23 protein-coding genes are annotated in these 23,634 nt (G+C 60.0%); 9 read left to right on the top strand and 14 right to left on the bottom strand.

The genetic code is table 11. From position 1 onward, the window contains the following. Positions 1-45 precede the first annotated feature (45 nt). Together ACR0MS_RS00580 and ACR0MS_RS00575 are read right to left on the bottom strand one after the other, a co-directional pair. Complete coding sequence (locus ACR0MS_RS00580) at positions 46-1,278, bottom strand: MFS transporter (RefSeq protein WP_480567835.1); 1,233 nt, start codon at positions 1,276-1,278, stop codon at positions 46-48. A 73-nt stretch (positions 1,279-1,351) separates the two neighbouring features. Further along, positions 1,352-3,577: a primosomal protein N' gene (locus tag ACR0MS_RS00575; RefSeq protein WP_480567833.1), complete on the bottom strand. Its 2,226-nt coding sequence runs from the start codon at positions 3,575-3,577 to the stop codon at positions 1,352-1,354. Positions 3,578-3,636: 59 nt separating this feature from the next. Between ACR0MS_RS00575 and fsa the strand changes: the two genes are divergently transcribed. The 4 genes from fsa to ACR0MS_RS00555 all read left to right on the top strand — a co-directional run bounded on the left by fsa (position 3,637) and on the right by ACR0MS_RS00555 (position 6,897). Then, complete coding sequence (gene fsa, locus ACR0MS_RS00570) at positions 3,637-4,290, top strand: fructose-6-phosphate aldolase (RefSeq protein ID WP_480567831.1); 654 nt, start codon at positions 3,637-3,639, stop codon at positions 4,288-4,290. Between the two features lie 200 nt (positions 4,291-4,490). Further along, complete coding sequence (locus ACR0MS_RS00565) at positions 4,491-5,198, top strand: DUF484 family protein (RefSeq protein WP_480567829.1); 708 nt, start codon at positions 4,491-4,493, stop codon at positions 5,196-5,198. Then, on the top strand, positions 5,195-6,115 hold the full coding sequence (locus tag ACR0MS_RS00560; protein ID WP_480567827.1) for a tyrosine recombinase XerC: 921 nt from the start codon (positions 5,195-5,197) through the stop codon (positions 6,113-6,115). Before ACR0MS_RS00565 ends, ACR0MS_RS00560 begins: the two co-directional genes overlap by 4 nt. A 68-nt stretch (positions 6,116-6,183) precedes the next feature. Then, positions 6,184-6,897: a CDP-alcohol phosphatidyltransferase family protein gene (locus ACR0MS_RS00555; RefSeq protein ID WP_480567825.1), complete on the top strand. Its 714-nt coding sequence runs from the start codon at positions 6,184-6,186 to the stop codon at positions 6,895-6,897. On the opposite strand, the gene ACR0MS_RS00550 is transcribed toward ACR0MS_RS00555, so the two are convergent. The 7 genes from ACR0MS_RS00550 to ACR0MS_RS00520 all read right to left on the bottom strand — a co-directional run bounded on the left by ACR0MS_RS00550 (position 6,882) and on the right by ACR0MS_RS00520 (position 14,802). Beyond that, the gene (locus tag ACR0MS_RS00550) at positions 6,882-7,349 is read right to left on the bottom strand and encodes a hypothetical protein (protein WP_170795932.1); all 468 of its coding nucleotides are present in this window, start codon (positions 7,347-7,349) and stop codon (positions 6,882-6,884) included. The genes ACR0MS_RS00555 and ACR0MS_RS00550 overlap by 16 nt on opposite strands. 75 nt (positions 7,350-7,424) lie before the next feature. Further along, complete coding sequence (locus ACR0MS_RS00545) at positions 7,425-7,880, bottom strand: methylated-DNA--[protein]-cysteine S-methyltransferase (RefSeq protein WP_480567823.1); 456 nt, start codon at positions 7,878-7,880, stop codon at positions 7,425-7,427. 117 nt (positions 7,881-7,997) lie between these two features. Beyond that, positions 7,998-10,952 (bottom strand): isoleucine--tRNA ligase, encoded by a 2,955-nt coding sequence (ileS, locus tag ACR0MS_RS00540; RefSeq protein WP_480567821.1) that lies wholly within the window; start codon positions 10,950-10,952, stop codon positions 7,998-8,000. Positions 10,953-11,190: 238 nt separating this feature from the next. After that, positions 11,191-11,901 carry a VIT1/CCC1 transporter family protein gene (locus ACR0MS_RS00535; RefSeq protein WP_480567818.1) on the bottom strand — a complete coding sequence of 237 codons (711 nt, stop codon included), beginning with the start codon at positions 11,899-11,901 and terminating at the stop codon, positions 11,191-11,193. Positions 11,902-11,955: 54 nt separating this feature from the next. Further along, positions 11,956-12,945: a YcjF family protein gene (locus ACR0MS_RS00530; protein ID WP_480567815.1), complete on the bottom strand. Its 990-nt coding sequence runs from the start codon at positions 12,943-12,945 to the stop codon at positions 11,956-11,958. Then, positions 12,938-13,393, bottom strand: a complete 456-nt coding sequence (locus ACR0MS_RS00525) for an N-acetyltransferase family protein (RefSeq protein ID WP_480567812.1) — start codon at positions 13,391-13,393, stop codon at positions 12,938-12,940. Before ACR0MS_RS00525 ends, ACR0MS_RS00530 begins: the two co-directional genes overlap by 8 nt. Further along, positions 13,390-14,802 (bottom strand): YcjX family GTP-binding protein, encoded by a 1,413-nt coding sequence (locus tag ACR0MS_RS00520; protein ID WP_480567810.1) that lies wholly within the window; start codon positions 14,800-14,802, stop codon positions 13,390-13,392. Before ACR0MS_RS00520 ends, ACR0MS_RS00525 begins: the two co-directional genes overlap by 4 nt. Before the next feature lie 107 nt (positions 14,803-14,909). On the opposite strand from ACR0MS_RS00520, the gene truA reads away from it, so the two are divergent. After that, positions 14,910-15,686 carry a tRNA pseudouridine(38-40) synthase TruA gene (gene truA / locus ACR0MS_RS00515; protein ID WP_480567808.1) on the top strand — a complete coding sequence of 259 codons (777 nt, stop codon included), beginning with the start codon at positions 14,910-14,912 and terminating at the stop codon, positions 15,684-15,686. Here truA and ACR0MS_RS00510 read toward each other — a convergent pair. From ACR0MS_RS00510 to ACR0MS_RS00500, 3 genes are read right to left on the bottom strand one after another with little or no spacing between them, the layout of a single operon-like run. Then, entirely contained in the window at positions 15,679-16,623 is a 945-nt protein-coding gene (locus ACR0MS_RS00510; RefSeq protein ID WP_480567805.1) for a nickel/cobalt transporter, read from the bottom strand. The genes truA and ACR0MS_RS00510 overlap by 8 nt on opposite strands. Beyond that, positions 16,608-17,324 carry a DUF1007 family protein gene (locus ACR0MS_RS00505; RefSeq protein ID WP_480567802.1) on the bottom strand — a complete coding sequence of 239 codons (717 nt, stop codon included), beginning with the start codon at positions 17,322-17,324 and terminating at the stop codon, positions 16,608-16,610. Before ACR0MS_RS00505 ends, ACR0MS_RS00510 begins: the two co-directional genes overlap by 16 nt. A gap of 3 nt (positions 17,325-17,327) precedes the next feature. Continuing rightward, entirely contained in the window at positions 17,328-18,134 is an 807-nt protein-coding gene (locus ACR0MS_RS00500; RefSeq protein ID WP_480567799.1) for a thioesterase family protein, read from the bottom strand. Between the two features lie 239 nt (positions 18,135-18,373). On the opposite strand from ACR0MS_RS00500, the gene ACR0MS_RS00495 reads away from it, so the two are divergent. After that, positions 18,374-19,309 (top strand): 2-hydroxyacid dehydrogenase, encoded by a 936-nt coding sequence (locus ACR0MS_RS00495; RefSeq protein ID WP_480567796.1) that lies wholly within the window; start codon positions 18,374-18,376, stop codon positions 19,307-19,309. A gap of 7 nt (positions 19,310-19,316) precedes the next feature. Here the strand turns inward: ACR0MS_RS00495 and ACR0MS_RS00490 are convergent, their stop codons facing one another. Next, positions 19,317-19,673 carry a hypothetical protein gene (locus ACR0MS_RS00490; protein WP_480567793.1) on the bottom strand — a complete coding sequence of 119 codons (357 nt, stop codon included), beginning with the start codon at positions 19,671-19,673 and terminating at the stop codon, positions 19,317-19,319. Positions 19,674-19,846: 173 nt separating this feature from the next. On the opposite strand from ACR0MS_RS00490, the gene ACR0MS_RS00485 reads away from it, so the two are divergent. The 3 genes from ACR0MS_RS00485 (at position 19,847) to ACR0MS_RS00475 (ending at position 22,134) form a co-directional block, all read left to right on the top strand. Next, positions 19,847-20,680 (top strand): bifunctional allantoicase/(S)-ureidoglycine aminohydrolase, encoded by an 834-nt coding sequence (locus ACR0MS_RS00485; RefSeq protein ID WP_480567790.1) that lies wholly within the window; start codon positions 19,847-19,849, stop codon positions 20,678-20,680. Between the two features lie 89 nt (positions 20,681-20,769). Beyond that, positions 20,770-21,093 carry a hypothetical protein gene (locus tag ACR0MS_RS00480; RefSeq protein WP_480567788.1) on the top strand — a complete coding sequence of 108 codons (324 nt, stop codon included), beginning with the start codon at positions 20,770-20,772 and terminating at the stop codon, positions 21,091-21,093. Between the two features lie 54 nt (positions 21,094-21,147). Continuing rightward, on the top strand, positions 21,148-22,134 hold the full coding sequence (locus tag ACR0MS_RS00475) for a type I glyceraldehyde-3-phosphate dehydrogenase (RefSeq protein ID WP_480567785.1): 987 nt from the start codon (positions 21,148-21,150) through the stop codon (positions 22,132-22,134). A gap of 36 nt (positions 22,135-22,170) precedes the next feature. Here ACR0MS_RS00475 and ACR0MS_RS00470 read toward each other — a convergent pair whose 3' ends face one another. Next, positions 22,171-23,598: a nucleobase:cation symporter-2 family protein gene (locus ACR0MS_RS00470; RefSeq protein ID WP_480567782.1), complete on the bottom strand. Its 1,428-nt coding sequence runs from the start codon at positions 23,596-23,598 to the stop codon at positions 22,171-22,173. Positions 23,599-23,634: the final 36 nt, after the last annotated feature.

Raw genomic sequence — 23,634 nt, 5'->3', positions numbered from 1 at the left:
TGCGACAGCGCCTAGGGCGACAGGCCGCCAAGGTCAAGCGCTGGCTTATTCCGCCGGGGCCGGAGCGTATTTCGACAGGATGGTTTCGTTTCCGGGTTCCGGATGGCGCGGAATCAGCAATGACAACGCAAGCGAGATCATGGCCATCGCAGCCGCCAGCCCGAACACGGCACCGGGCGAGACAACCCACAGCAATCCCAAAAGCGCAGGCAGGAACACCGCCGCAATATGGTTGATCGTGAAGGCCACCGCAGCAGTGGGCGCGATGTCTGCCGGGTCTGCGATTTTCTGGAAATAGGTCTTCAACGCAAGCGCCAGAGCGAACAGGACGTGGTCGATCACATAGAGGATCGCGGCCAGCACCACACCCCATCCGAACCAGTAGATGCCACCATAGGCCGCGAAGACGATGGCAAGGCCCGCATACTCGAAAATTAGCGTGCGGCGTTCGCCGAACATCGACACGGCTTTGCCCATCATCGGCGCGGCGGCCATGTTGATCATCAGGTTGATCAGATAAAGCCCGGTAAGCTCGTGAACTTCAAACCCGAACTTCTCGACCATCATGAAGCCAGCGAAGACAACGAATATCTGGCGACGGGCGCCCGCCATGAATTGCAGGGCGTAGTACAGCCAATAGCGACGGCGCAGGATCAGTTTCTTGGTTTGCGGTGTGGGCGCATCGAATTGCGGGTAGGCGAACAGACAGAACACTGCCAACAGTGCGGTGCCCCCCCCAGTGACCATGAACACCATGTTGTAGGACAGCCCGAACCGATCCCACGTCAGAACGATCAGCCCATAAACAACGGCTGTGGCCGCCGACCCCATTGCCACCAGCCAGCCCAGGATTTGCGGGGCGCGGTCCTTTGGCAGCCATTGCAGTTGCAGCGACTGGTTGACCGTCTCGTAATAGTGAAACCCGATCGAGCTGAACAGCGTCACGAACAGCAACCCGCCAAGGCTGGGGAACCACGCCGTCACCGCGGTCGCCACACCCAGCATGATCAGAGAGATCATTGCCAGAACCTGCTCGCGGACGAAAATGATCACCGCGATCACTCCCACGGCCAGAAAGCCGGGGATTTCACGGACCGTGTGCAGCAGTCCGATATCCGCGCCGTCAAAATTGGCCACTTCGATGACGAAGTTGTTGAGCAGCGCGCTCCACCCGTTGAACGCGATGGGCATGGTCAGTGCCATCATGAACAACAGGGTTATCGGGCGGCGCCAGAACGGAAGTTTCTGCGCCTCGGATAGCGGCATGGGTTTCAGCATAGGATCGCTCTACGCCCATTTTGAGCGTTTGGCGAGGGGGCAGATGCACAACCGATCTGCGCAGGTGCAGATGTCAGTAAAAACTCTGGGGGTCGATGTCGACGGTCAAACGGATATCCCCCTTCAGACGCAGCGGCGCAATCCACCGGGCGATAGCGTCCTGAATCGGCGTGCCCTTGGGGGCTTTGACCAGCAGGCGAATGCGATGTCGCCCCCTGATACGCGCAATGGGCGCTGGTGCGGGGCCAAAAACCTGCGCATCTATTGCGCGCAGAGGCGCATCGTTGCGCGCCATCGCGTTGCCAATGTCGAAGACCGGACCAACTTCCGGTCCGGACAAGACGATCCCCGCCATCCGCCCGTAAGGAGGCACCCCGGCGGCCTGACGCCCAGCAGCTTCGGCTTTCCAGAACCCTTCCTCATCGCCCGACAAAATGGCCCGGATCACCGGGTGTTCGGGTTGAAAGGTCTGCAACAACGCCTGCCCGGGCTTGTCTGCCCGACCCGCACGCCCCGCCACCTGCCGCATCAGTTGGAACGTGCGCTCCGCCGCCCGCAGGTCGGCCCCATGTAGCGACAGATCGGCATCAATTACCCCCACCAGCGTTAGCTTGGGAAAGTTATGCCCCTTTGCCACCAGCTGCGTGCCGATGACGATATCCGCGTCGCCCTCGGCAATCTCTTCAATCTTGGCCTTCAACGCGCGGGCCGAGCCGAACAGATCGGAACTCAGCATCGCGATCTTGGCCTCGGGGAAGGTCGCCTCGGCCTCTTCCGCAAGCCGTTCGATTCCTGGCCCGACCGGGGCCAGCTTGCCCTCAACTTGACAGGACGGGCAGGTGTCGGGCATCGGCTTCGTCTCACCGCATTGGTGGCACATCAGACGTTTCAGGAAACGGTGTTCCACCATCCGCGCATCGCAATGGTCACACGCGATTTGCTCGCCACAGGCCCGGCACAGCGTCACTGGCGCATAGCCGCGGCGGTTGATGAACAGCAGCGACTGTTCCCCGCGTTCGATCCGCTGCCGCACCGCCTGCCGCAGCGACGGAGAAATCCACGTCCCCGGCTGCATCTGCTCGGCGCGCATGTCAATGGGCTTCATCTCGGGCAGCACCGCCGCCCCAAAGCGCGAAGTCAGGTCCAGCCGTTCATATTTCCCGGCCTCGGCATTGGCCCAGCTTTCCAACGAAGGCGTCGCACTGGCCAACACCACCCGCGCCCCGCAGATCGAGGCTCGCAGCACCGCCATATCCCGCGCGCTGTAATGCACGCCGTCTTCCTGTTTGTACGAGGTGTCGTGTTCTTCATCGACCACCACCAGCCCCAGATCGCGGAACGGCAGGAACAGCGCCGAACGCGCACCGACCACCAGTTGCGCTTCCCCCTGCCCGACCATCCGCCAGACCCGGCGACGTTCGGTCATGGTGGCTCCCGAGTGCCACTCGGCAGGGCGCGCGCCGAACCGCGCCTCGACCCGTGTCAGGAATTCGGCGGTCAGCGCGATCTCGGGCAGCAGAACCAGCGCCTGCCGCCCCATGCGCAGGGCTTCGGCGACGGCCTCAAGATAGACCTCGGTCTTGCCCGACCCGGTGACCCCCTTCAGCAGTGTCGTGCCATAATCGCCCGTCCGTTGCCCGGCTTGCAGACGGGCGACGGCTGCCGCCTGATCCTCGGTCAGGGCTTTGCCCGGCAGGTCAGGATCCAAGCGCGGATAGGGCAGATCACGCAGGCTGTCTTCTTCCCGTACCGCGCCTTGCTTGACCAAGCCCTTCACGACCGAGGACGTCACCCCCGCCTGTTCCGCCAATTCCTTCAGCGTAAAGGCCAGTCCTCCATAATCGCGCAGCACCTCCAACACCCGCGTCCGCGCGTCGGTCATGCGGTCAGGTTCGGCATCACCCAAACGATAGACTTTCCGCATCGACGGCGGATCGCCCACCCCCGGCGCACGGGTCGCCAACCGCAGCATCGCAGGCATCGGCGTCAGCGTGTAATCGGCCACCTTTCCCAGAAACAGCCGCATCTCTTCCCGCATTGGCGCGACCTCAAGCACCCGGATCACGGATCGGGCCTTTGCCAGATCAAAGCCCCCCTGCCCCGGTCCCCAGACCACCCCCAGAACCTTGCGCGGGCCCAATGGCACCTCGACGAACGCGCCCAGAAAACACCCGCCCTCGGGCGCTTTGTAATCCAGCGTTCGGTCCAAGGGCTGTGTGGTCAGCACCGCCACAAGCTCGCCCTGGTCGAAATACTCCTGCGCGCTCACCGCATCTCCTCGGGTCGGGGGTTTCAGCATCGGTGTTATTGGGGTAAAGCCATCCGCAACCAAGGCCAACCCATCAAAGGACTGCCCGCATGAAATTCTTCGTAGACACAGCCGAGATCGACGCCATCGCCGAACTGAACGATCTGGGCATGGTGGACGGCGTGACCACCAATCCCTCGCTGATCCTGAAATCCGGACGCGACATTCTGGAAGTCACCAAAGAGATCTGTGATCTCGTCGAAGGTCCCGTCTCGGCCGAAGTTGTCGCCACCGAAGCCGACGACATGATCGCCGAAGGCCGCAAGCTGGCCAAGATCGCGCCAAACATTGCTGTCAAAGTACCGCTGACATGGGCTGGCCTGAAAACCTGCAAAACCCTCAGTGACGAAGGTCAGATGGTTAACGTGACCCTGTGTTTCTCGACCAATCAGGCGATTCTGGCGGCCAAGGCGGGTGCAACCTTCATCTCGCCCTTCATCGGTCGTCTGGACGATATCAACCTCGACGGCATGGACCTGATCGCAGACATCCGTCAGGTTTATGACAATTACGGGTTCGAAACCGAAATCCTCGCCGCGTCTATCCGCACCGTGAACCATGTGACCGACAGCGCCCGGATCGGTGCTGACGTGATCACCGCCCCACCCGCTGTCATCAAAAAGCTGGCCGATCACCCGCTGACTGACAAGGGGCTTGAAACCTTCCTTGCTGACTGGGCCAAAACCGGTCAGAAAATCCTCTGATTTTTCACGCGACCGCGCGGTGCCATCAGGCACCGCGCCCGGCCCAACGGCCTGGGTCCTGATCTTTGATCAGGACCCAGCAGGCGGGAGCTGCCTCCCCCCCCCCACACATCAAATCCGGTCATTTTGGCATTTTTCCCAAGGCAAATCCGCCAAGCCGTGTTATAACGCGGCAAAACATAAAAAAGACCGGACGGGACATGAGCAGTAACACCAAACTCAAGGACACTCTCCGCGAGGCGATTCTGGCCGAGCCTTACGCCGTGCTGGATGACAAGGACCTGATGCAGGCCCTCGTCACCGCCAATGAAGAAGCGCGCGGAGACAACATCATCGACCTGCGCGGCATTGCCATGCAAAGGCTCGAGGCGCGGCTGGACAGGCTTGAGGACACACACAGATCTGTCATCGCTGCAGCCTATGAAAATCTGGCAGGCACCAATCAGGTTCACCGCGCGATCCTGCGCCTTCTGGAACCGGTCGATTTCGAAGATTTTCTCAAGGCGCTTGGCACCGAAGTCGCAGAGATATTGCGCGTTGATCGCATCTCTCTGGTGCTGGAGACCACCGTGGTCCAGCAAGACCCGGCAATCGAAAAACTGGGCGGGGTTCTCACTGTCGTTGAACCCGGCTTTGTCGACAACTACCTGACTTTTGATCGCAGCGGCCCGGCAAGAGAAGTTGTCCTGCGCGAGATCATTCATCCCACGCACCGCATTTTTGGCGAACAGGCCGACCACCTGCGATCCGAAGCGTGTCTGAGGCTGGATTTGGGCGAAGGCCGTCTACCCGGCATGATCATCATGAGCGCCAAGGACCCAAATCATTTTTCGCCGCAACTGGGCACGGATCTTTTGACGTTCTTTTCCGGCGTCTTCGAGCGTTCGATGCGCCACTGGCTGTCGTGAGCCTGATCTCTCCGGCCTGTCGCGATGCTTTGCAGCGGTGGCTGGACAGTCTGGTGGCCCTTTCCGGTCGATCCGAAAACACGCAAGCGGCCTATTGCGGGGATGTGACCGAGTTCCTGACCTTCATGACCCTGCATCACGGCGAACGGCAAGGGCTGTCAGCCGTGTCCCGCATCACCGTGTCGGACATGCGCGCATGGATGGCGGATCAGCGTGCCTCGGGCGTGGGGGCGCGGTCATTGGCGCGCAAGCTATCCGCCGTAAAAACCTTCTACCGCTGGCTTGCGGAACGCGAAGGGTTCGAACCGTCCGCCGTTCTGTCCACTCGTTCCCCGAAGTTCACCAAGAAACTCCCGCGTCCCATGGCCGAAGACGCCGCGCGCGCCATGATCGAAACGGTTGAATTTCAATCCACCAGCGATTGGGTGGCAGCACGGGACGCTGCCGTGGTCACTTTGCTATATGGGTGCGGATTGCGCATTTCCGAGGCTCTCTCTCTTACAGGCAGCGACGCACCCCTGCCCGACACCCTGCGCATCGTCGGGAAAGGTAACAAAGAGCGCGTCGTCCCCGTTCTTCCAATCGCCCGTGACGCGGTCGACAGGTACCTCGCGCTCTGCCCCCACACTCTGTCCAAGGACAAGGCCCTGTTTCGTGGGGTGCGCGGTGGCCCACTGAACCCAAAGGCCATTCAGAATGCCATGGCAAAGGCCCGCGCACAGTTGGGATTGCCTGCAACCGCGACACCCCACGCGCTGCGGCACAGCTTTGCAACGCATCTGCTGACAGCCGGCGGCGACCTGCGCGCCATTCAGGAATTGCTGGGCCACGCGTCCCTGTCGACAACACAAGCCTACACAGCCGTCGACACCGCCCGTCTGATGGACGTCTACAATCGCGCCCACCCCAAGGCCTGACGCCAAGCAATTCACATCAACCGGGCTTTTGGTTTGCATCTGAAGCACGCTTCGTTCAAGAGACACGCATGACACTCAGATTCAAAGCTCTTTCCGTCCACCTCTTCACCGCAACCGGCGCCGTATTCGCAATGCTGGCAATGTTGGCCGCCGTCGAAGAGAAGTGGAGCCTCATGTACTTGTGGCTTGTGGTTTCCTTCATTGTGGATGGTATCGACGGCCCATTGGCGCGGCACTACCACGTCAAAAAGAACGCCCCCGAATTCGACGGAGTTCTTCTGGATCTGATCATCGACTATCTGACTTACGTGTTCATCCCGGCCTTCGCTTTGTTCAAGTCCGGCCTGATGGATGGATGGACCGGCTGGTTCGCGATCATCGTGATCACCTTCGCCAGCGCCATGTATTTCGCAGATACGCGCATGAAAACGAAAGATAATTCCTTTTCCGGTTTCCCCGGCTGCTGGAACATGTTCGTCATCGTGGTCTTCGCGCTCGAGCCCAATTTCTGGGTTATCCTGCTGCTTGTGTCGCTGTTGTCGCTGGCGATGTTCCTGCCACTCAAATTCGTGCACCCCGTGCGCACGGAACGCTGGCGCAGCCTGACCTTGCCGATGGCCTTCGCATGGACCTTCTTTGCAGGCTGGGCCGCGTGGGTGGATTTCCACCCCGAAAGCTGGGCGCATTGGGGTCTGGTCGTTACCAGCCTGTATCTGGTTTCAGCAGGCATCGCGCAGCAGGTGGTCCCGCCGCGCAGAAGCCGGGATTACAAGACGTCCTGAACCTCGAATTCAGTCCCGTTATGGGTGAACACGTCACCTTGCCGAAGCCCCGTCATGGCCAGATAGATCGGGCTTTGGGTCGAAATACCCATGTAGGTCTTGCCATCGACATCGAACCGGGTGGTCGACACACACACCACGAAACGGCGGTTGTTGAACTTGACGACAGCGCCAGGCTGCACCGTGTCAGTCACGCTGAAATCAGTGTTTTCAATCACATCAATCTTGGCATGGTGGGCATGCACCGGCGCGTCAAAAGCCGCGGCAAGGTCCGCATTCTCTCGCGACGCCGCGATATCGTCCTTGTCGTGCCCCTCGCGGTCGTCCAGCTGCGAATCCTTCAGAAATGCGTCGTAATGCGCCTGCGCAGTCGCAAGTTCCTGCGCTTCCAACGACATCAGGCGGTCGATGATTGCCTTCTTGCGGGCAGCCGAGTCTGATTGAGCAGTCATGCCATTCGGTCCTTTGAATCTCTATCTGATACAAGTTGGGCCTCAAGCACCCGGATTGCAACAGAAATCCGTCACTCAGATCAGCAAACCAGCGGCCCGTTCATGACGCAGCAAGGCGACCTTGGTCTCAACGCCACCTTCGCCTGAGAACCCGCCAAGCCCATTCGCGGCCAGCACGCGATGACAGGGGATGATCACCGGAATCGGATTTCCGCTACAGGCTTGCCCAACCGGTTGCGGCGGCTGCCGCAACTCTTTGGCGATCTCGCCATAGGTTCTGGTCTCACCCAAGGGTATGGCAAACATCAGATCACAGACCTGCCGCTGGAACTCGGATCCCGCAACACGATAGGGCAGATCAAACCGCTCCAATCGTCTCTGGTCATAAGCCTTCAGTTGCGCCGCCGCCTCCTTCAGCACCGGCGTCGCCTCACCTATGTTTTGCCCATTCCAAATCAGACGCGTGATCGCTCCACCCGTCTCTTCGACCCCAAGGCATCCAAATTGAGTATCAACAGCAATCATCGGCATAGCCAAATGCTGCCCGTATTTTGACAAAGGGCGCAACCCTAAACAGGTCGCGCCCCATGCTTCTTCTGTTCAAAAATACTTCGGAGCGCGAGGCAGAGCCTCGCAAAATCCTGAAATTTATCCCAACGCCTCGTTACAGCGCCCGCACACGCCATCATGCGCATGGCGCCCCACATCCGGCAGGATTTTCCAGCAGCGTTGGCATTTCTCGCCTTCAGCTTTTTCAAACACCACCGCAACACCTTCGATCTCTGGCACACGGAACGCCTCGGCCGGGGCCGGATCGCCGGTGACGGTCAGGCCCGAAGTGATGCACAGATCATCCACGTCGAAGGTTGCCAGCAAATCACGCACCTCGGCGTCTTCAATATGCACGATCGGCGCGGCTTCAAGGCTGGACCCGATGACTTTCTCCTGACGCTGAATCTCCAGCGCGGCAGTCACGGCACGGCGGACGCGGCGGATTTTGGCCATGCTGGATTCAAGGTCCGCATCGCGCCAGTCGGCAGGCGTATCCGGGAAATCCACCAGATGGACGGAACTGTCATCGCCGGGGAACCGCTCCAGCCAGACCTCTTCCATCGTAAAGACCAGAACCGGGGCCAGCCACGTGGTCAGACGGTGGAACAGGATGTCCAGAACCGTGCGCGCAGCCCGGCGGCGCAGGTTGTCGCCGTCGCAATAGAGCGCATCCTTGCGCACGTCGAAGTAGAACGAGGACAAATCCACCGTGGCAAAAGTGAACACGGCGCTGAACACACCCTGGAAGTCGAACGCGGCATAGCCCTTGCGCACCTGCTCATCCAGATCGGCCAGACGGCTGAGAACCCAGCGCTCCAGACGCGGCATATCCTCGGACGCGACCCGGTCAGCCTCGGTGAAATCCGCCAGTGATCCCAGCATGAACCGCATAGTGTTGCGCAGACGGCGATAGCTGTCGGCAGTGCCTTTCAGGATCTCAGGCCCAATCCGCTGATCGGCGGTATAGTCGGTCTGAGCAACCCACAAACGCAGGATATCAGCCCCGTATTGCTTGATAACCTCCTCCGGCACGATGGTATTGCCAAGCGACTTGGACATCTTGTTGCCCTTGGCATCCAGCGTAAAGCCATGGGTCACGACGTTGCGATAGGGCGCACGGCCCTTGGTGCCGCAGGCTTGCAACATGGACGAATGGAACCATCCGCGGTGCTGGTCGGTGCCTTCCATGTAGACGTCGGCGATGCCGTCCTCGGTCCCGTCTTCGCGGTCGCGCAGAACGAAGGCGTGGGTGGACCCTGAATCAAACCACACATCCAGCACGTCGAATACCTGATCGTAGTCGTCAGGGTTGGCGATGCCGTCTAGCATCTTTTCCTTGAAGCCCTCGGTGTACCAGATATCCGCACCGCTTTCCTCAAACGCGACTTTGATACGCGCGTTCAGGTCTGCGTTGCGCAGCAGGTAATCCGCATCGGTCGGCAGCGCGCCCTTCTTGGTAAAGCAGGTCAGAGGCACACCCCAGGCGCGCTGGCGCGACAACACCCAGTCCGGACGGGCTTCGATCATCGAATACAGGCGGTTGCGGCCAGTCTGCGGTGTCCATTTCACCAGCTCATCAATCGAGCGCAGGGCGCGTTCGCGGATGGTATCCCCCATCTCGCCCATGCCATCGTCCAGCTTGCGGTCAACGGATGCAAACCACTGCGGCGTGTTGCGATAGATGATCGGAGCCTTCGAGCGCCACGAATGCGGATAGCTGTGCTTGATCTTGCCGCGTGCCAGCAACCCGCCGACCTCGGCCAGCTTGTCGATCACCGCCTTATTCGCGTCACCCTCACCACCCTTGCGGGACAGGATGTATTTGCCGCCAAAGAACGGCAAGTCAGCGCGGAAAGAGCCGTCGTCCATCACGTTATAAGTGATGACCTGCTCGAGCATCCCAAGATCGCGGTAAAGCTCGAATTCCTCCATCCCGTGCGACGGCGCACAGTGGACAAAGCCGGTGCCTTCGGTATCGGTTACGAAATCGGCCGCTCGAAAATCGCGAATGTCATCCCATTCGCCATTGCCGCCCTCGGCCCCGGCCAGCGGGTGGGTCAGTTGCACGCCTGCCAACTCATCCGTGGTCACGTCACGGACGCGGGTCCACTGGTCGTCGTTCAGACGCGCGCGGCCCAGCACGTCCGCTGCCAGATTATCGGCCAGAAGGAACTTGTCACCCACGTTGGCCCAGCATTCGTCGGGCGCTCCGGTGACTTTATACAGGCCGTAGGAGATATCCTTGCCGTACACGACCGCTTTGTTCGAGGGCATGGTCCACGGTGTCGTCGTCCAAATGACTACGTAAACATTCCCATCACCGAGCACATTTTCGCGAACAATTGGCTCGTCGAAGTCTGGAGACTTGCTTCGATCTGCTTCCACGACCTTAAATTTCACCCAGATAGTGAAGCTTTCCTTGTCGTGATACTCGACCTCGGCCTCGGCCAGAGCGGTCTTTTCGACCGGCGACCACATCACGGGCTTGGACCCCTGATAGAGCGTGCCGTTCATCAGGAACTTCATGAACTCATCGGCGATCACGGCCTCGGCGTGGTAGTCCATGGTGATATAGGGATCAGCCCAGTTGCCGGTGATGCCAAGACGCTTGAACTCGTCGCGCTGGATGTCGATCCAACCCTCGGCGAACTTGCGGCATTCCTGACGGAAATCAACGACGTTCACCTCATCCTTGTTCTTGCCCTTCTTGCGGTACTGCTCTTCGATCTTCCATTCGATGGGCAGGCCGTGGCAGTCCCAACCCGGCACATAGCGCGCGTCATGGCCCATCATCTGATGCGAGCGCACGATCATGTCCTTGATGGTCTTGTTCAACGCGTGGCCGATATGCAAGTGACCGTTCGCATAGGGGGGGCCATCATGCAGGGTGAACGGCGTCCGCCCCTGTTTTTCGCGCAGGCGGTCATAGACGCCGATGGTTTCCCACCGTTCCAGCCATGCGGGTTCGCGCTTGGGCAATCCGGCGCGCATGGGGAAATCGGTTTTGGGCAGGTTCAGCGTGTCTTTGTAATCAGGTGTTTCGGCGCACATTGGGGGCGTCCTTTGGGTCATCTGGTCGTCGTGTGGATCGAAGCGGTCGGTGCGAAGTCTCAAACACCTTTGCCCGGCGTCTCAGGATGTCAGAGCGCCGGGGATATAATTCGAATAATGATGGCCATCCGGTCATACATGGCGGCGCTTATAGGACGCCCGCATCGGATGGTCCAGAGCTTCCGCCCCCTGCGGCGAATGGCGCGGGTTCGCTTGCCCGTAGATACATGAGCATCCCCTATGGGTGGAACAACGACCCCACCAGATACGCAATCAACGCGGCTGCACCGCCAATCAGCAGCGTTTCCATTCCTGACCGCCACCATGGGGCCAGCGACCATCGGCTTTTCATCGCGCCTATCGCGAAGAACACACCCATTGTCATCCACACAGACACCGTGAACGCGTTCTCGACAGACAGCAAAAACGGCAAGAGCGGAATCATCCCCGCAACCAGAAAGGCCATGAATGTCGCCATCGCAGCCTTGAACGGGTTCGGATCAACGGCTCCAAGGCCATATTCACCCTCGATCATAAGATTGATCCAGTTTTCGTGGTTGTCGGTGATCGCATCCGTCGCCTCGTCCAGCACGCGCCCGGACAGGCCTTTCTGGGCAAGAATTTCCCGGACTTCGCGACGTTCTCCATCAGGATAAAGGTCAATATGTCGCTCTTCAATGGCCCGAATACGGCGGACATTATCCAATTCGGCCTTGGTGCCCGAGTAATTGCCCGCTGCCATGGAAAACCCGTCGGCCAAAACATTTGCCAGTCCCAGAACAACGATGACAAAAGGTGACAGTCCCGCCCCGGCCACGCCAGCAATGATCGCAAATGTCGTGACCGAACCATCAATCCCGCCATAGACAACATCGCGCAGCACGCCGCGGCCCGGCGGGGCGTTGATCCTCTCGGAAATTTCCTGCTGGCTGTGTCCGTGCTCGGTCATGGCTGGCTCCGGCGCTTTTATGCGGACCAGCAGACAGGAAGTCTTTGCGTTACGTCAAGTCTTGGAGAACAAACCGGTCAAAGCCCGCTTGATCATCGTGCGCGTCGACGGTTTATGACGGTCCGAGAATGGCAAAGGCCGACACACGTCCATCGCCGCAACACCAACGCGGGCGCTTAGTGCGCCGTTCACCAGCCCTTCTCCAAACCTGCGGGACAGTTTGCTAAGGACCGAGCCACCCAAAACAGGCTCCAGCAGATCGTCGCCCACTGCCACGGCGCCAGTGGCCACCAGATGCACAAACACGGCGCGCGTCAGCCGCCAACCTCCTAGAAACCCGGAACGCCCCCCATAGATTTCGGCAATGCGACGGATCATCCGAAGCGACGCGGCCAGCGCCGTCACAACATCCGCCAAGGCCAGCGGGACCAGAGCTGTCACGGTTGCGACCTGACGCGCCGCCGCCTCGACCTCGCGGCTGGCGGCTGCATCCAGTGGGGCAAGCAACTCATCCTCGACCAGCTCCAACAAGCCCGAAGCGTCGAATTGTTCGCCCATACGCTCGTTCAACCGGTCACGTCCCCATCTCGTGTCGTCGCGGCCTTTGTAGAAACTGATCAGTTTTTCGGTCACGTCGCGGGCCTTTTTCAAATCTTCGTCGGCCAGCGCTTCGTCAGCAGCCCGGCGCAGGCCGTCGATACGAGACAAGCGACCAATCGCAGCCAACTCGCGCATGGCGATGAGCAGCGCGACCAGAGCCAGAGCGCCAAACAGCCCGGTTACGATCCACCCCAGAACAGGTGCGCGCAGCAACAGTGACGTGACAAAATCCCAAGCGGCGATGGAAACGACGGCACCAACCGCTGCAGTAGCCAGCCCCCAGAACCACCGGGACAAGACCGAGGGCTTTCTGGCCGCCAATCTGACCGCCGTTTGCATGGCCTGCCCCTGCATTGGCGCGACGTCCGGAACAGGCGGCGCAGTCGACACGTCGACCGAGGGCTCTTCGGCGTCCAGATCAAATACAACAGGACCTTTAGCCATCGACAGCCTCGCTTTTCTTCCAGACATATTTGATGTCCGGCAGGTTTTCGTCATTATCCGCCCCGTCGCTGCGGGCGACTTCGGAAAACCCGTTGCGTTCGTAAAACCGACAGGCCCGCAGGTTTAGCTGAAACGCAAACAGGGACAGTTCGGCCCGCTTGGACTTGGCGTCGTCCAACAGACGTTGTCCGATCCCACGCCCTCGAGCTTTGGGCGCCAGATACAGGGAATGAACTTCGCTTTGGTTCAAAGCCAGAAAACCCACGATGCCCTCATCGGTTTCCGCAACGGTCACCCAGTCCTGATCAATCATCCGACCGCAAAAGGCTATGGTCTCGGCGCGCGAATGCAATTCCGGCATCCAGTCATGTTCGAGCGCGAAACCATGCAGGATTTCACCGGTCGCACCGGCATCCGTGCTGCGGGCTGCACGCAGGACCACGGTCATAGGCGGTCTCCTATGAGGAACTGCGCCGCCCTGTCCAAACGGATATGGGGTGGGCCATCCCCCGGTCGCAATGTCAGTTGGGCTGGCTCAAACGCCATGAAACCATAATCGGCGTCCAGCCATGCACCTGCGCCATCACGGGCAGGCCCTAACAGGCGGGCCGGGTCTTCGGGCAATTCACCGGGATAGAAAGCCGCGCGCTTTCCATCGGGCAACGTACCGCGCACACAAGGAAGGTCTGCCCCCTGATGGGACCGGATTTCTTCGGTCGTCGCGCGCAGCGCCGCCAGCGACAAGGCCGCTGTTTGCGCACCGGCAAAATTCGCCCGATCGCGGGCGTCGCGTGTCAGAGCTTCCATGATATTGGTCAGGCGGGGGTGCTGTAGGTGATGCAGGTGATCGGCCTTGGTCGCGGCAAAAAGGATACGCTCGACCCGTTTGCCCAGAAGAAGCTGGCTCAACCACGCATTGCGACCCGGTCGGAACGCCGACAGGATATCCGCCATCGCGCGCCGCATATCTTCAACCGCTTGCGGACCCTTGTGGATCGCGCCCAGCGCGTCGACCAACACCACCTGACGATCAATTCGCGAGAAATGATCGCGAAAGAACGGCTTTACGACCTGAGATTTATAGGCCGCGTACCGACGGGCCATCTCGTGGTGAAGGCTGCGCCGCTGGGCTTTGCCATCAACGGGCAACGGCGCAAAGGTCAGAACCGGAGAGCCCGACAAATCGCCGGGCAGCAGAAACCGGCCCGGCGTGCAGTCATAGTATCCTGCGTCCCGCGCCGTGTTCAGGTAATCCGAAAAGGCTTTGGCCAACGACAGCGCGGTGGGTTCGTCGTGCTCGGCCGCAGGCTCTGCAGCCTTGGCCAGCGCCAGAAATGCGTCTGCCTCGGCGCGACCTGCGATGCGGTTCAGCGTCTCGGTCGACCACTCCTCATAAGACTTGTCCAACAGGGCCAGGTCCAAAAGCCACTCGCCCGGATAGTCCACGATATCCAGATGAACCGTTCGCGGTCCTTGCAACCCCGACAGCAAACCAGCGGGACGCACCTTGAACGACAGGCGCAGTTCCGACACGGCACGGGTGCTGTCCGGCCAATGTGGTTGCGGTCCGGTCAGGGCCGCCAGATGGTTTTCATAGTCGAACCGGGGCACTGTGTCGTCAGGTTGCGGCTGCAGATAGGCGGCGTTGATCCGCCCCTCGCGCTGGGCCACCAGACCGGTCATGCGGCCCCGGTCCTGCAAATGGGCAACAAGCGAGGTGATGAACACCGTTTTGCCCGACCGCGCCAATCCGGTGACGCCCAGACGAATGACCGGCTCGAACAGGGCTTCGGACACGCTGTCACCGACACTTTCAAAGCCACGCACCAGACTGTCTGACAGGGAAGAGATGACCAAATTGTCGCCCCGCTTTTTTCGTTTCTCTCAAAATAGGTAGCGCGGACCTGACATACCAGCGCTTTCCCGCTCTTGCCCGTTGCGGTGCGGCGCGTTACCAGCAGCCCATGCCAAGATACGCACTGAAAGTCGAATACCAAGGAGAGCCGTTCGCCGGGTGGCAACGGCAAAAAGAGCTGCCTTCCGTTCAGGGGGCCATCGAACAGGCGTTGTCGCGTATCCAGCCCGGTGCCCATACGATTGCCGCAGCCGGTCGAACGGATGCCGGGGTGCACGCGCTGGGACAGGTTGCCCATTGCGACCTGACCAAGGAATGGGACCCGTTCCGCCTGTCAGAAGCGTTGAACTATCACCTGAAACCGCAGCCCGTCGCGATTGTGAAAGCCGCGCGGGTCGAGGATGACTGGCACGCCCGGTTTTCCGCTGTGGAACGTCAGTATCTGTTTCGCATCCTGATGCGCCGCGCGCCCGCGACCCATGACGCCGGGCAGGTTTGGCAGATCAACCACAGGCTGGATGTGGACGCCATGCAAGCAGGCGCAGACATGCTGATTGGCCGTCATGACTTTACGACGTTCCGTTCTTCAATCTGTCAGGCCGCCAGCCCGGTCAAAACTCTGGACGAATTGCGCGTTGAACAGGTTCAGGGTTTTTCCGGCCCCGAAATCCACTTTCACGTCCGCGCCCGGTCTTTCCTGCACAATCAGGTGCGCAGCTTTGTCGGCACGCTGGAACGTGTTGGCGCGGGGGCGTGGACGCCCGAGGATGTGCGTGTCGCCCTGCAAGCGGCTGACCGTGCGGCTTGTGGTCCGGTGTGCCCTCCGCAGGGGCTCTATCTGGCGCGGGTCGGCTACCCTCAACCGGTTTTTGACGAACTCAGATAGCGCGCAACAAGAGCCCGCTGGCAATCACGGCAATCATCAGCCCCGCAACCAGTTCGATGGTCGGGGCCAGCACTTGCGCAAACCGTGTGGCCGAGGCCGAGGCAAGCAATCCACCGCGCAGACCCAGAGAGGTCCAACCGACCAAAGTCGTGACCATCGCCGTTCCCAGTGCCATGGCAAACGCCCCTGCGATCCCCACCATCGCGATGCCCATCTGCCACGTCAGGATCAGCACAAACAACGCGCCAGTGCAGGGCCGGGCCGCGATTCCGGCGATCAGGATCAACGCCTCGCGCAGGCTACCGACATTGGCAACCTCCTCGGCGGTGGGGCCGTGGCGATGACTGCAATCCGAGCAGACTTCGCCTTCTTGGTGATGATGGTCGTGATGGTGGTCGCCGTGGTCGTGATGATGGTGATCGTGTTGGGATGTCTGGGACTTGTGCCGCCTTGCAAAGCTTCGCAAGGCTCGGAACACCAGCCACAGCCCGATTGCAGCAATGGCGCCATAGCTTATGGGCGCCATGACCTGTTCGGTCGTCCCCACAAGGCTTTCCCGTGACATCTGGAACACCAGAACACCCGCATAGACCAGCACGATCGCAGTCACGGCCTGCCCCAAACTCGACAACACGCTGATCGCTGACAGCCGCCAGAATGCGACGCGGCGGCCCAAACCGTACCCTCCGATCAACACCTTACCGTGCCCCGGACCGATGGCATGGAAAAACCCATAGGCGAAACAAACGGTCAGCAATGTCGCGACGGCCTCGGGCTGCTCGGCGCGAGCGGCCCTCAATGACCGGGCGATCTGGTTCTGGAACGCGCGCTGTTCACCAGCCGCCCAAGCCGCAAGCTGGTCGAACCCCCCGCTGCCCCAGAACCAAAGCAGCAATCCAATGGCCAGAGCGACCGGTACAATCAGGTATTTGGACATGAAATACGGATCTCGGTCGCAAAGTTCTCGCCGACGAGCGGGATATCATTTTCCTCAAGGTCATAATCGGCGTCCAATGTGCGCAAAAACGCCTGCATCTGGGCCAACTGCCCGTCAATATCCGGTTCAATCCGGCCAATCTGACATGACAGCGACCCGGAAACGGTAACGGGACGCGTTACTTCGTAGGCCGTGTAATAGGTCTCATCAAAGGCTTTGGCAGTCAGGTTTGCCGCCGGTGCCGCAGCGCCTTCGACCGCCCTGAGATGGGTCGTGACGATGCGGCCATCCTCGGTCGTGGCAGAGGCCTCTGCCGGGCCGGACAGGGCAACCGGTTTTCCATCCGCCCAAACCAGAAGATCGCCGTTGTATCCTTCGACCCATTGCGCATCAAACCCAGCCAGAAAACCTTCTTCGGCTGGGGTCAGTATGCCATCTGCGTCCTGATCCAGCTTCATGTCCTCAAGGACCAGAAGCGAGTAGAACTCATCATAGGCCCAAGTGACGCGGACATGTGTCAGGTTTCCGGATTCATCCACGATGAACTCCAACCCCGTGTCGATGAAGACATGCGGGTGAGCCAGTGCCGGAATCGGGGCACAGCAGGTCAAGAGGGTCAAAAACCAACGCATATGCGAAAGATAGGATGACCGCCCGCGTCCGGCAATGCGTTTCGCCTGACGGGTGCGGATTTCAGCCATCAATCAGGGTTGCGGGAACAAAACCAGCGTCTGCAGCGCTACACCAACCGGACCTTCGGTATCGTAAAGCACCGACTGAGACATCCCGATTCCAGATGGCTGCCAGTGGCATATCGAGTCCGACGCCAGCCAGTCCGACACCGGTTCGCGATGAACCTGCACAGTCAGGTCCGTGTTCATAAAGCCCATTTCCGTTGTCGGCGCATTCCAGGACAGGCCGTTGCCGCAATCGGCCAAGGGACACAGGGCCTGAATGGGCGACTGAACCTCATCAGGCAACAAAGGAGGCGTGCGCATCCAGATCGCCTTGGGCCCCGGCCCCTGATTGCCGCCTTTCGGATAGAGAATCTCGGTATGATTAGCAAAGCCGCGCAGTTTGTGGCGTGTCTCGCCAATCGGGAAAGGGCCGGTCACCGCATCTTCAAATTGGGGCGGCGACACGGTCACATTTGGAACAGGCCCAAGGTTTCGGCGAACCAGATGCATGGTCGTCGCCGTGGCGCAAAGGGTATCGTCCAGATCATGCACGGTGACCCGTGTCGTTGCCATCGTCTTGGTATGCCGTGTGGTTTCCGCCGCAACGCGCAATCCGGCCAAAGGCATCGGACGCAACATGTCGATCGTCAAACGGGTCAGCATCTTGTCGGACCCAACCTCGGTTTCCGCGGCCCGCGCTACAAGGCCCGTGACTGGCCCCGCATGACAATGATCTTGCGACCAGGGCCCGCGCGCGGCTTCGTTGCCGACAAATGCACCGTCTGCACGAATGTAGAAAAAGGTGTGCTGGTTCACATCAGGGTTGCTGCTCATGTTTTTGCTTACACCTTTTCCCCAGCGCATTTCTTAGTTCGGTTTAGGCGACCTGACGTCTGTGTACCGCATTCAGCCCGTCAGCCAAGCACCGAGTTCGCACATGTGTCCAAGAATATTTCTGCGCGAACCCGGTGACCAGTCTTTACGTTCCGGAAGAGAATGACTTAGCTGCCAGTACACTGTCCAGTTGGCGACCGAACACTGCAACACTCGGAATGACATATATGGAGCGCAAAATGGCCTTGCTGATCGAAACAGGACTGTCCGACTGGATGAGCGATGACGACATTGTCGGCGAGATTCAGCGTTTGCGCCCGGGTCTGGATGTGAGGACACGGGACACCATCGGCGATCCCGCCGACATCACGATGATTGCGGTTGTCGGTTTGAAAGACACGCATCCATCGCAACTTCCCAATCTGAAACTTGTTCAGAAACTGGGTGCAGGGGTTGAGACGATCCTCGGCAATCCAAACCTGCCTGACCACGTTCGTGTGGCGCGCCTGAAACCGGATGCCCCGGCACAAGGCATTGCAGAATGGTTCGTGACCTACATCTTGCACCGCCAGAGAAACGTCTCGTTCCACGAAACAGCCCAGCGCAAGGCCAAGTGGCTGCCCAAGGCGCCGGGCTACACCCCCGAGAAAACTGTCGGAGTTCTGGGTTTGGGACATATCGGTGCCCGCAGCGCCCTGATGTTGCGCGCAATCGGGTTCAACGTCATCGGCTGGAGCCGTTCACCCAAACAACTTGACGGGGTGACATGTCTGCACGGGGACGCGGCCCTGCCCGACCTGCTGGGCCGATGCGACCATGTCTGCGCGATCCTGCCGTCGACGCCACAGACCATCGGATTGTTCGATGCCGAAATGCTGGCGGCCATGAAGCCGGGCAGTCAACTGCTGAACGCGGGACGCGGTGATCTGATTGATGAAACGGCGCTGATTTCGGCCTTGGACAAGGGCACTCTGGCGCACGCCGTTCTTGATGTCACATCCACTGAACCGCTGCCGCCGCAAAGCCCGTTATGGGCCCATCCGAACGTGATGATCACCCCGCATGTTTCGGGGTGGCATCTGGGCGAGGCGCTTGGGGACGTGGCCGAGAATTTTCAACGTCTGACAGACGGGAAACCCCTGCTGCACGAAGTGGATCGCGCGCGGGGGTATTGAGGGCTGGTCAGGGGGTCAGAATCCAGGCACCGCCGGCGTCCTGACACCTGCGGGTTCTGACCTCACGCGTCTGCTCTGCTCCTGCGGGCTGGATCACGTGTTGAAAATGTACGCAATTGTCACGCACGTCGCGCACGCGAATGGTTCCCTTTGACCCCGAGTCCTGATTGGACCAATTACGTTCTGTTCCAACCGGAGGAGCACCATTTTCCAGCATCGAATCCGCCGTAGCATTCACCACGTTGAAGTCCGCCGGGCTCAGCCCCATTTCAGCAATGATTCTCGACAAGGGTTTCGCGTGACCGGCCGTTCCAAAACCCACCATAGCTGCAAAAACAAATACCGTGATCGCCTGAGGTTTCATGAATACCTCACCTTTCAAAAATGACTTCACCATTCAGACTATACCGCCTGCAAAGGGCGGCCAAGTCCCCTTGCGACCTTCAAATAATCCCGAACAAACCTATCGCGACTCTGCCGCTAGAGGCGAAAGTGCAATCCCAGCATAGTGCCCGAAACACGAGTTAGAGGCACGAAATGGCACAGCCAACATATTATGCGCCAACCGGCGGTCACCCGGGGCAGGATCAGCTTTTGACCGACCGCGCGATGTTCACCGACGCATATGCCGTAATCCCCAAGGGCACGATGCGGGATATTGTAACCAGCAATTTGCCGTTCTGGGAAAATACCCGCCTGTGGGTTCTATCCCGCCCCTTAAGCGGTTTTGCCGAGACGTTCTCTCAGTACATCATGGAGGTGCAGCCCGGCGGCGGCAGCGACCGACCCGAGACCGACGCAAACGCACAAGGTGTTCTGTTCGTGGTCGAAGGGGCCGTGACATTGACCTTGAACGGGGCGGTCCACGTGCTTGAAACCGGCGGATACGCCTATATACCGGCCGGATCGGATTGGACCCTGCACAACCGCGCTGATGAAATCGCGCGATTCCATTGGGTTCGCAAAGCTTACGAACCTGTCCCCGGCCTGCCAGCCCCCGACCCGATCATCACGAACGAGCGCGACGTCGCACCGATCCCCATGCCCGGAACCGAAGGGCGCTGGGCAACAACCCGGTTCGCTGACCCTCAGGATCTGCGCCATGACATGCACGTCAACATCGTGACGTTTGAGCCCGGCGGCGTCATCCCGTTTGCTGAAACACATGTCATGGAACATGGCTTGTATGTATTAGAGGGCAAAGCCGTCTACCGGTTGAATCAGGACTGGGTCGAGGTCGAAGCGGGCGATTACATGTGGCTACGCGCGTTCTGCCCTCAGGCCTGTTACGCCGGTGGGCCGGGCAGATTCCGTTACCTGCTTTACAAGGACGTAAACCGGCACATGCCCCTGTCGTTAACCAAGCGCTGACGGCAAATCGGCTTTTTCCCGCGCAGGGCTTCACAGAAGCGCTTGAATCTGGTGAAATAACACCTGTTTTTAGCACTGGAGATTGTTCAATGGTACTGCGCGGATCAATGCTGGCACTGGCAGCAACAGTTGGCCTGACTGCTTTTCAGGCAACCCCTGTTGTCGCCAAGGAAGAAACCAAACAGGTTTTCGTCATGAGCCGCACCTGGGCGGTGACGCAGATATCGGATGCGCCGGTCGTGTATCGCGCGACGCGGGACAGCAACAATCTGAACCCCTTTGGCCCGCCACCGCGCCTGCGCACGCTTCAGGCCGCTGCCGCGATTCAGCAGGCTACGGGATGCAGACCGATTATCGGCAGCATGTATCAGAACATCTCGGGGCAGTTCTTTTCGCAAGTCAGCTGCAACTGACCCCGGGATCAAACGGGCATTGAGGTCGGCGCGGCGCGCTGCCATAGCTTGCGCATGAAACTCGCGATTAACGGATTCGGTCGGATCGGCCGCACGATCCTGCGGCAGCTTCTGGCCCAGCCGCAGGACAACGACGTTGAGCTGGTGCTGATCAACGATATCGCACCGCTTGAGACCTGCGCCTACCTGTTCAAATACGACAGCACGTTTGGCCCCTACCCCGGCGCGGTCACGCAAGGTGATGCAGAACTGGTGGTAGACGGGCGCGCGATCCCGGTCACGCATAGTTCGGACTTGTCGCAGGTGGACCTGACCGGCGTTGATGTCCTGATGGACTGTACCGGAGTTGCCAGAACGTCGGACGTGGCCAGTCAGGGTTTGACCGTCGGAGCCGACAAGGTGCTGATCTCCGGCCCTTCCCCCGCAACTGAGGTCACGATTGTTTTGGGCGCGAACGAAGATCAACTGGGTGCCGCCCGGATCGTTTCGAACGCGTCCTGCACGACCAACGGGCTTGCGCCCCTGGTCAAGGTTCTGGATCAGATCGGGGGCGTGGCCTCGGCGCATATGACCACCATCCACTGCTATACCAACAGCCAGCCGATGGTCGACGCGCCGCGCGGCGATCTGGCCCGGTCTCGTGCGGGGGCGTTGTCGATGGTGCCGACCACCACAAGCGCCACGCATCTGATTGACGAGGTGTTGCCCCATCTCGCAGGTCGCATTTCCGGTGCTGCGGTTCGGGTTCCGACGGCCAGCGTTTCGGCGGTTGATCTGGTTGTGACACTGGAACGGGGCATGACGCCCAAGGCGTTCGATACGGAATTGCGCGCGGCGGTGTCATCCTCGCCTGTCTTGGGTTGGACGGACGAGCCGCTGGTCTCGTCCGACCTGCGCACGCGCCCCGAGTCTCTGGTCATTGCTGGCCCCGAAACACGTCAGATCGGCGAAAACCAAGTCCGCGTTTTCGGATGGTATGACAACGAATGGGGCTTTTCAGCCCGGATGCTGGACGTGGCGCGGTTGATGGCCCGCAGCTGAGCGGACCGCAGAACTCTGCGATCCGCTCTCTTTTATCTATTCGCCCGGCAAACTGCCCGACCCATGCCCGGACATCCCGCCCGAGACTTCTTCGGTCGCCTCATCCGCCAGTTCGTGCGGCAGGATCAGGTTCAGGACGATCGCGATCAGCGCCGCAGGCAATAGGCCGCTTTTCATCAGGATGCCCAGCGTGTCAGGCAAGTGCTGAACCGCGTTGGGCTCAAGCTGCAAGCCAAACCCGATCGACAGCGAGATCGCAAAGATCACCATGTTGCGCCGGTTCCAGTCCACATCTGACAGCATCGAAACACCGGCTGCGACGACCATTCCGAACATGACGATCACACCACCGCCCAGCACTTCGATGGGGACGGTACGAATGATCGCCCCGACCTTGGGCACAAGACCGCACAGGATCAGGAACAGCGCGCCAATCGTGACGACATTGCGGCTCATCACACCGGTCATGGCGATCAGCCCGACATTCTGGCTGAAGGAGGTATTCGGCAAGCCGCCAAACACACCGGCCAAGGCTGATCCGAAACCGTCCGCATAGGTGGCCCCGGCGATTTCCTTGTCTGTGGCTTCGCGCCCAGCCCCACCCTTGGTGACGCCGGACACATCGCCCACGGTTTCAATCGCCGACACAAAGGCCATCAGGCAGAAACCGATGATCGCCGCGAACGAGAACTCAAACCCATATTTGAAGGGCACCGGCAACGCAAAGGAGGCCGCGCGATCCCAACTTGTGCCGATTGCTTCGAACGTGACCATACCGACCATCAGGGCGTATCCGTAGCCGACCACGAGGCCAATCAGGACGGCCGAGACAGACAGCATTCCGCGCGTAAAGAACTTCAGCGCCAGCGTGACGATGATCACGACCAGAGCCGCCGACCAGTTCAGGGCCGACCCATATTCGGGTGTCCCAATGGCCGGAACACCTCCGGCTGCGTATTGAATGCCAACTTTGACCAGTGCCAGACCGATCATGGTGACCACCAGCCCGGTGACCAAAGGCGGCAGCGCAAAGCGGATTTTGCCGATCACCGTGCCCAGCAAAGCATGGAACAAACCGCCGACGATCACGCCGCCGAACAATGCCGCCAGCCCGTCGACACCTTTACCCGCGACCAGCGGAATCATGATGGGAAGAAATGCGAAACTGGTGCCCTGCACGATCGGCAGCGCGGCACCCACAGGCCCCAGCGTTACTGTCTGCAACAGCGTCGCGACACCCGCAAACAGCATCGACATCTGGATCAGGTACAGCAATTCAGGAAAGTCCGGCGAGTTGGACCCAAATCCGAACCCAGCCGCCCCTGCCACGATGATCGCGGGGGTGACGTTGGATACGAACATCGCCAAGACGTGCTGGATGCCCAGCGGAACGGCCTTGTGCAATGCCGGAGTATAGTTGGGGTCCCGAAGCTGTTCGGGTGTCCCTATGGAAGTGTCAGCCATGAGTTACTGTCCTCTCTGTCAGGTTCACGGGGGTCT

Source organism: Ruegeria sp. CJ2 (genome assembly GCF_056536745.1).
The sequence above is the reverse complement of the archived record's forward strand: the minus strand, read 5'-3'. Positions and strand labels throughout refer to the sequence as shown.

Excerpts from the sequence above, each read along its gene's own strand:
- ACR0MS_RS00525 (WP_480567812.1), bottom strand. The coding sequence starts at position 13,393 with ATGACCGTGGTCCTGCGTGCAGCCCGCAGCACGGATGCCGGTGCGACC.
- ACR0MS_RS00485 (WP_480567790.1), top strand. The coding sequence starts at position 19,847 with ATGGCACAGCCAACATATTATGCGCCAACCGGCGGTCACCCGGGGCAG.
- ACR0MS_RS00575 (WP_480567833.1), bottom strand. The coding sequence starts at position 3,577 with ATGCTGAAACCCCCGACCCGAGGAGATGCGGTGAGCGCGCAGGAGTAT.
- ACR0MS_RS00470 (WP_480567782.1), bottom strand. The coding sequence starts at position 23,598 with ATGGCTGACACTTCCATAGGGACACCCGAACAGCTTCGGGACCCCAAC.
- ACR0MS_RS00495 (WP_480567796.1), top strand. The coding sequence starts at position 18,374 with ATGGCCTTGCTGATCGAAACAGGACTGTCCGACTGGATGAGCGATGAC.
- ACR0MS_RS00545 (WP_480567823.1), bottom strand. The coding sequence starts at position 7,880 with ATGCCGATGATTGCTGTTGATACTCAATTTGGATGCCTTGGGGTCGAA.
- ACR0MS_RS00500 (WP_480567799.1), bottom strand. The coding sequence starts at position 18,134 with ATGAGCAGCAACCCTGATGTGAACCAGCACACCTTTTTCTACATTCGT.
- fsa (WP_480567831.1), top strand. The coding sequence starts at position 3,637 with ATGAAATTCTTCGTAGACACAGCCGAGATCGACGCCATCGCCGAACTG.
- ACR0MS_RS00490 (WP_480567793.1), bottom strand. The coding sequence starts at position 19,673 with ATGAAACCTCAGGCGATCACGGTATTTGTTTTTGCAGCTATGGTGGGT.
- ACR0MS_RS00550 (WP_170795932.1), bottom strand. The coding sequence starts at position 7,349 with ATGACTGCTCAATCAGACTCGGCTGCCCGCAAGAAGGCAATCATCGAC.
- ACR0MS_RS00580 (WP_480567835.1), bottom strand. The coding sequence starts at position 1,278 with ATGCTGAAACCCATGCCGCTATCCGAGGCGCAGAAACTTCCGTTCTGG.
- ACR0MS_RS00510 (WP_480567805.1), bottom strand. The coding sequence starts at position 16,623 with ATGTCCAAATACCTGATTGTACCGGTCGCTCTGGCCATTGGATTGCTG.
- ileS (WP_480567821.1), bottom strand. The coding sequence starts at position 10,952 with ATGTGCGCCGAAACACCTGATTACAAAGACACGCTGAACCTGCCCAAA.
- ACR0MS_RS00480 (WP_480567788.1), top strand. The coding sequence starts at position 20,770 with ATGGTACTGCGCGGATCAATGCTGGCACTGGCAGCAACAGTTGGCCTG.
- ACR0MS_RS00565 (WP_480567829.1), top strand. The coding sequence starts at position 4,491 with ATGAGCAGTAACACCAAACTCAAGGACACTCTCCGCGAGGCGATTCTG.
- ACR0MS_RS00475 (WP_480567785.1), top strand. The coding sequence starts at position 21,148 with ATGAAACTCGCGATTAACGGATTCGGTCGGATCGGCCGCACGATCCTG.
- ACR0MS_RS00530 (WP_480567815.1), bottom strand. The coding sequence starts at position 12,945 with ATGGCTAAAGGTCCTGTTGTATTTGATCTGGACGCCGAAGAGCCCTCG.
- ACR0MS_RS00535 (WP_480567818.1), bottom strand. The coding sequence starts at position 11,901 with ATGACCGAGCACGGACACAGCCAGCAGGAAATTTCCGAGAGGATCAAC.
- ACR0MS_RS00505 (WP_480567802.1), bottom strand. The coding sequence starts at position 17,324 with ATGGCTGAAATCCGCACCCGTCAGGCGAAACGCATTGCCGGACGCGGG.
- truA (WP_480567808.1), top strand. The coding sequence starts at position 14,910 with ATGCCAAGATACGCACTGAAAGTCGAATACCAAGGAGAGCCGTTCGCC.
- ACR0MS_RS00555 (WP_480567825.1), top strand. The coding sequence starts at position 6,184 with ATGACACTCAGATTCAAAGCTCTTTCCGTCCACCTCTTCACCGCAACC.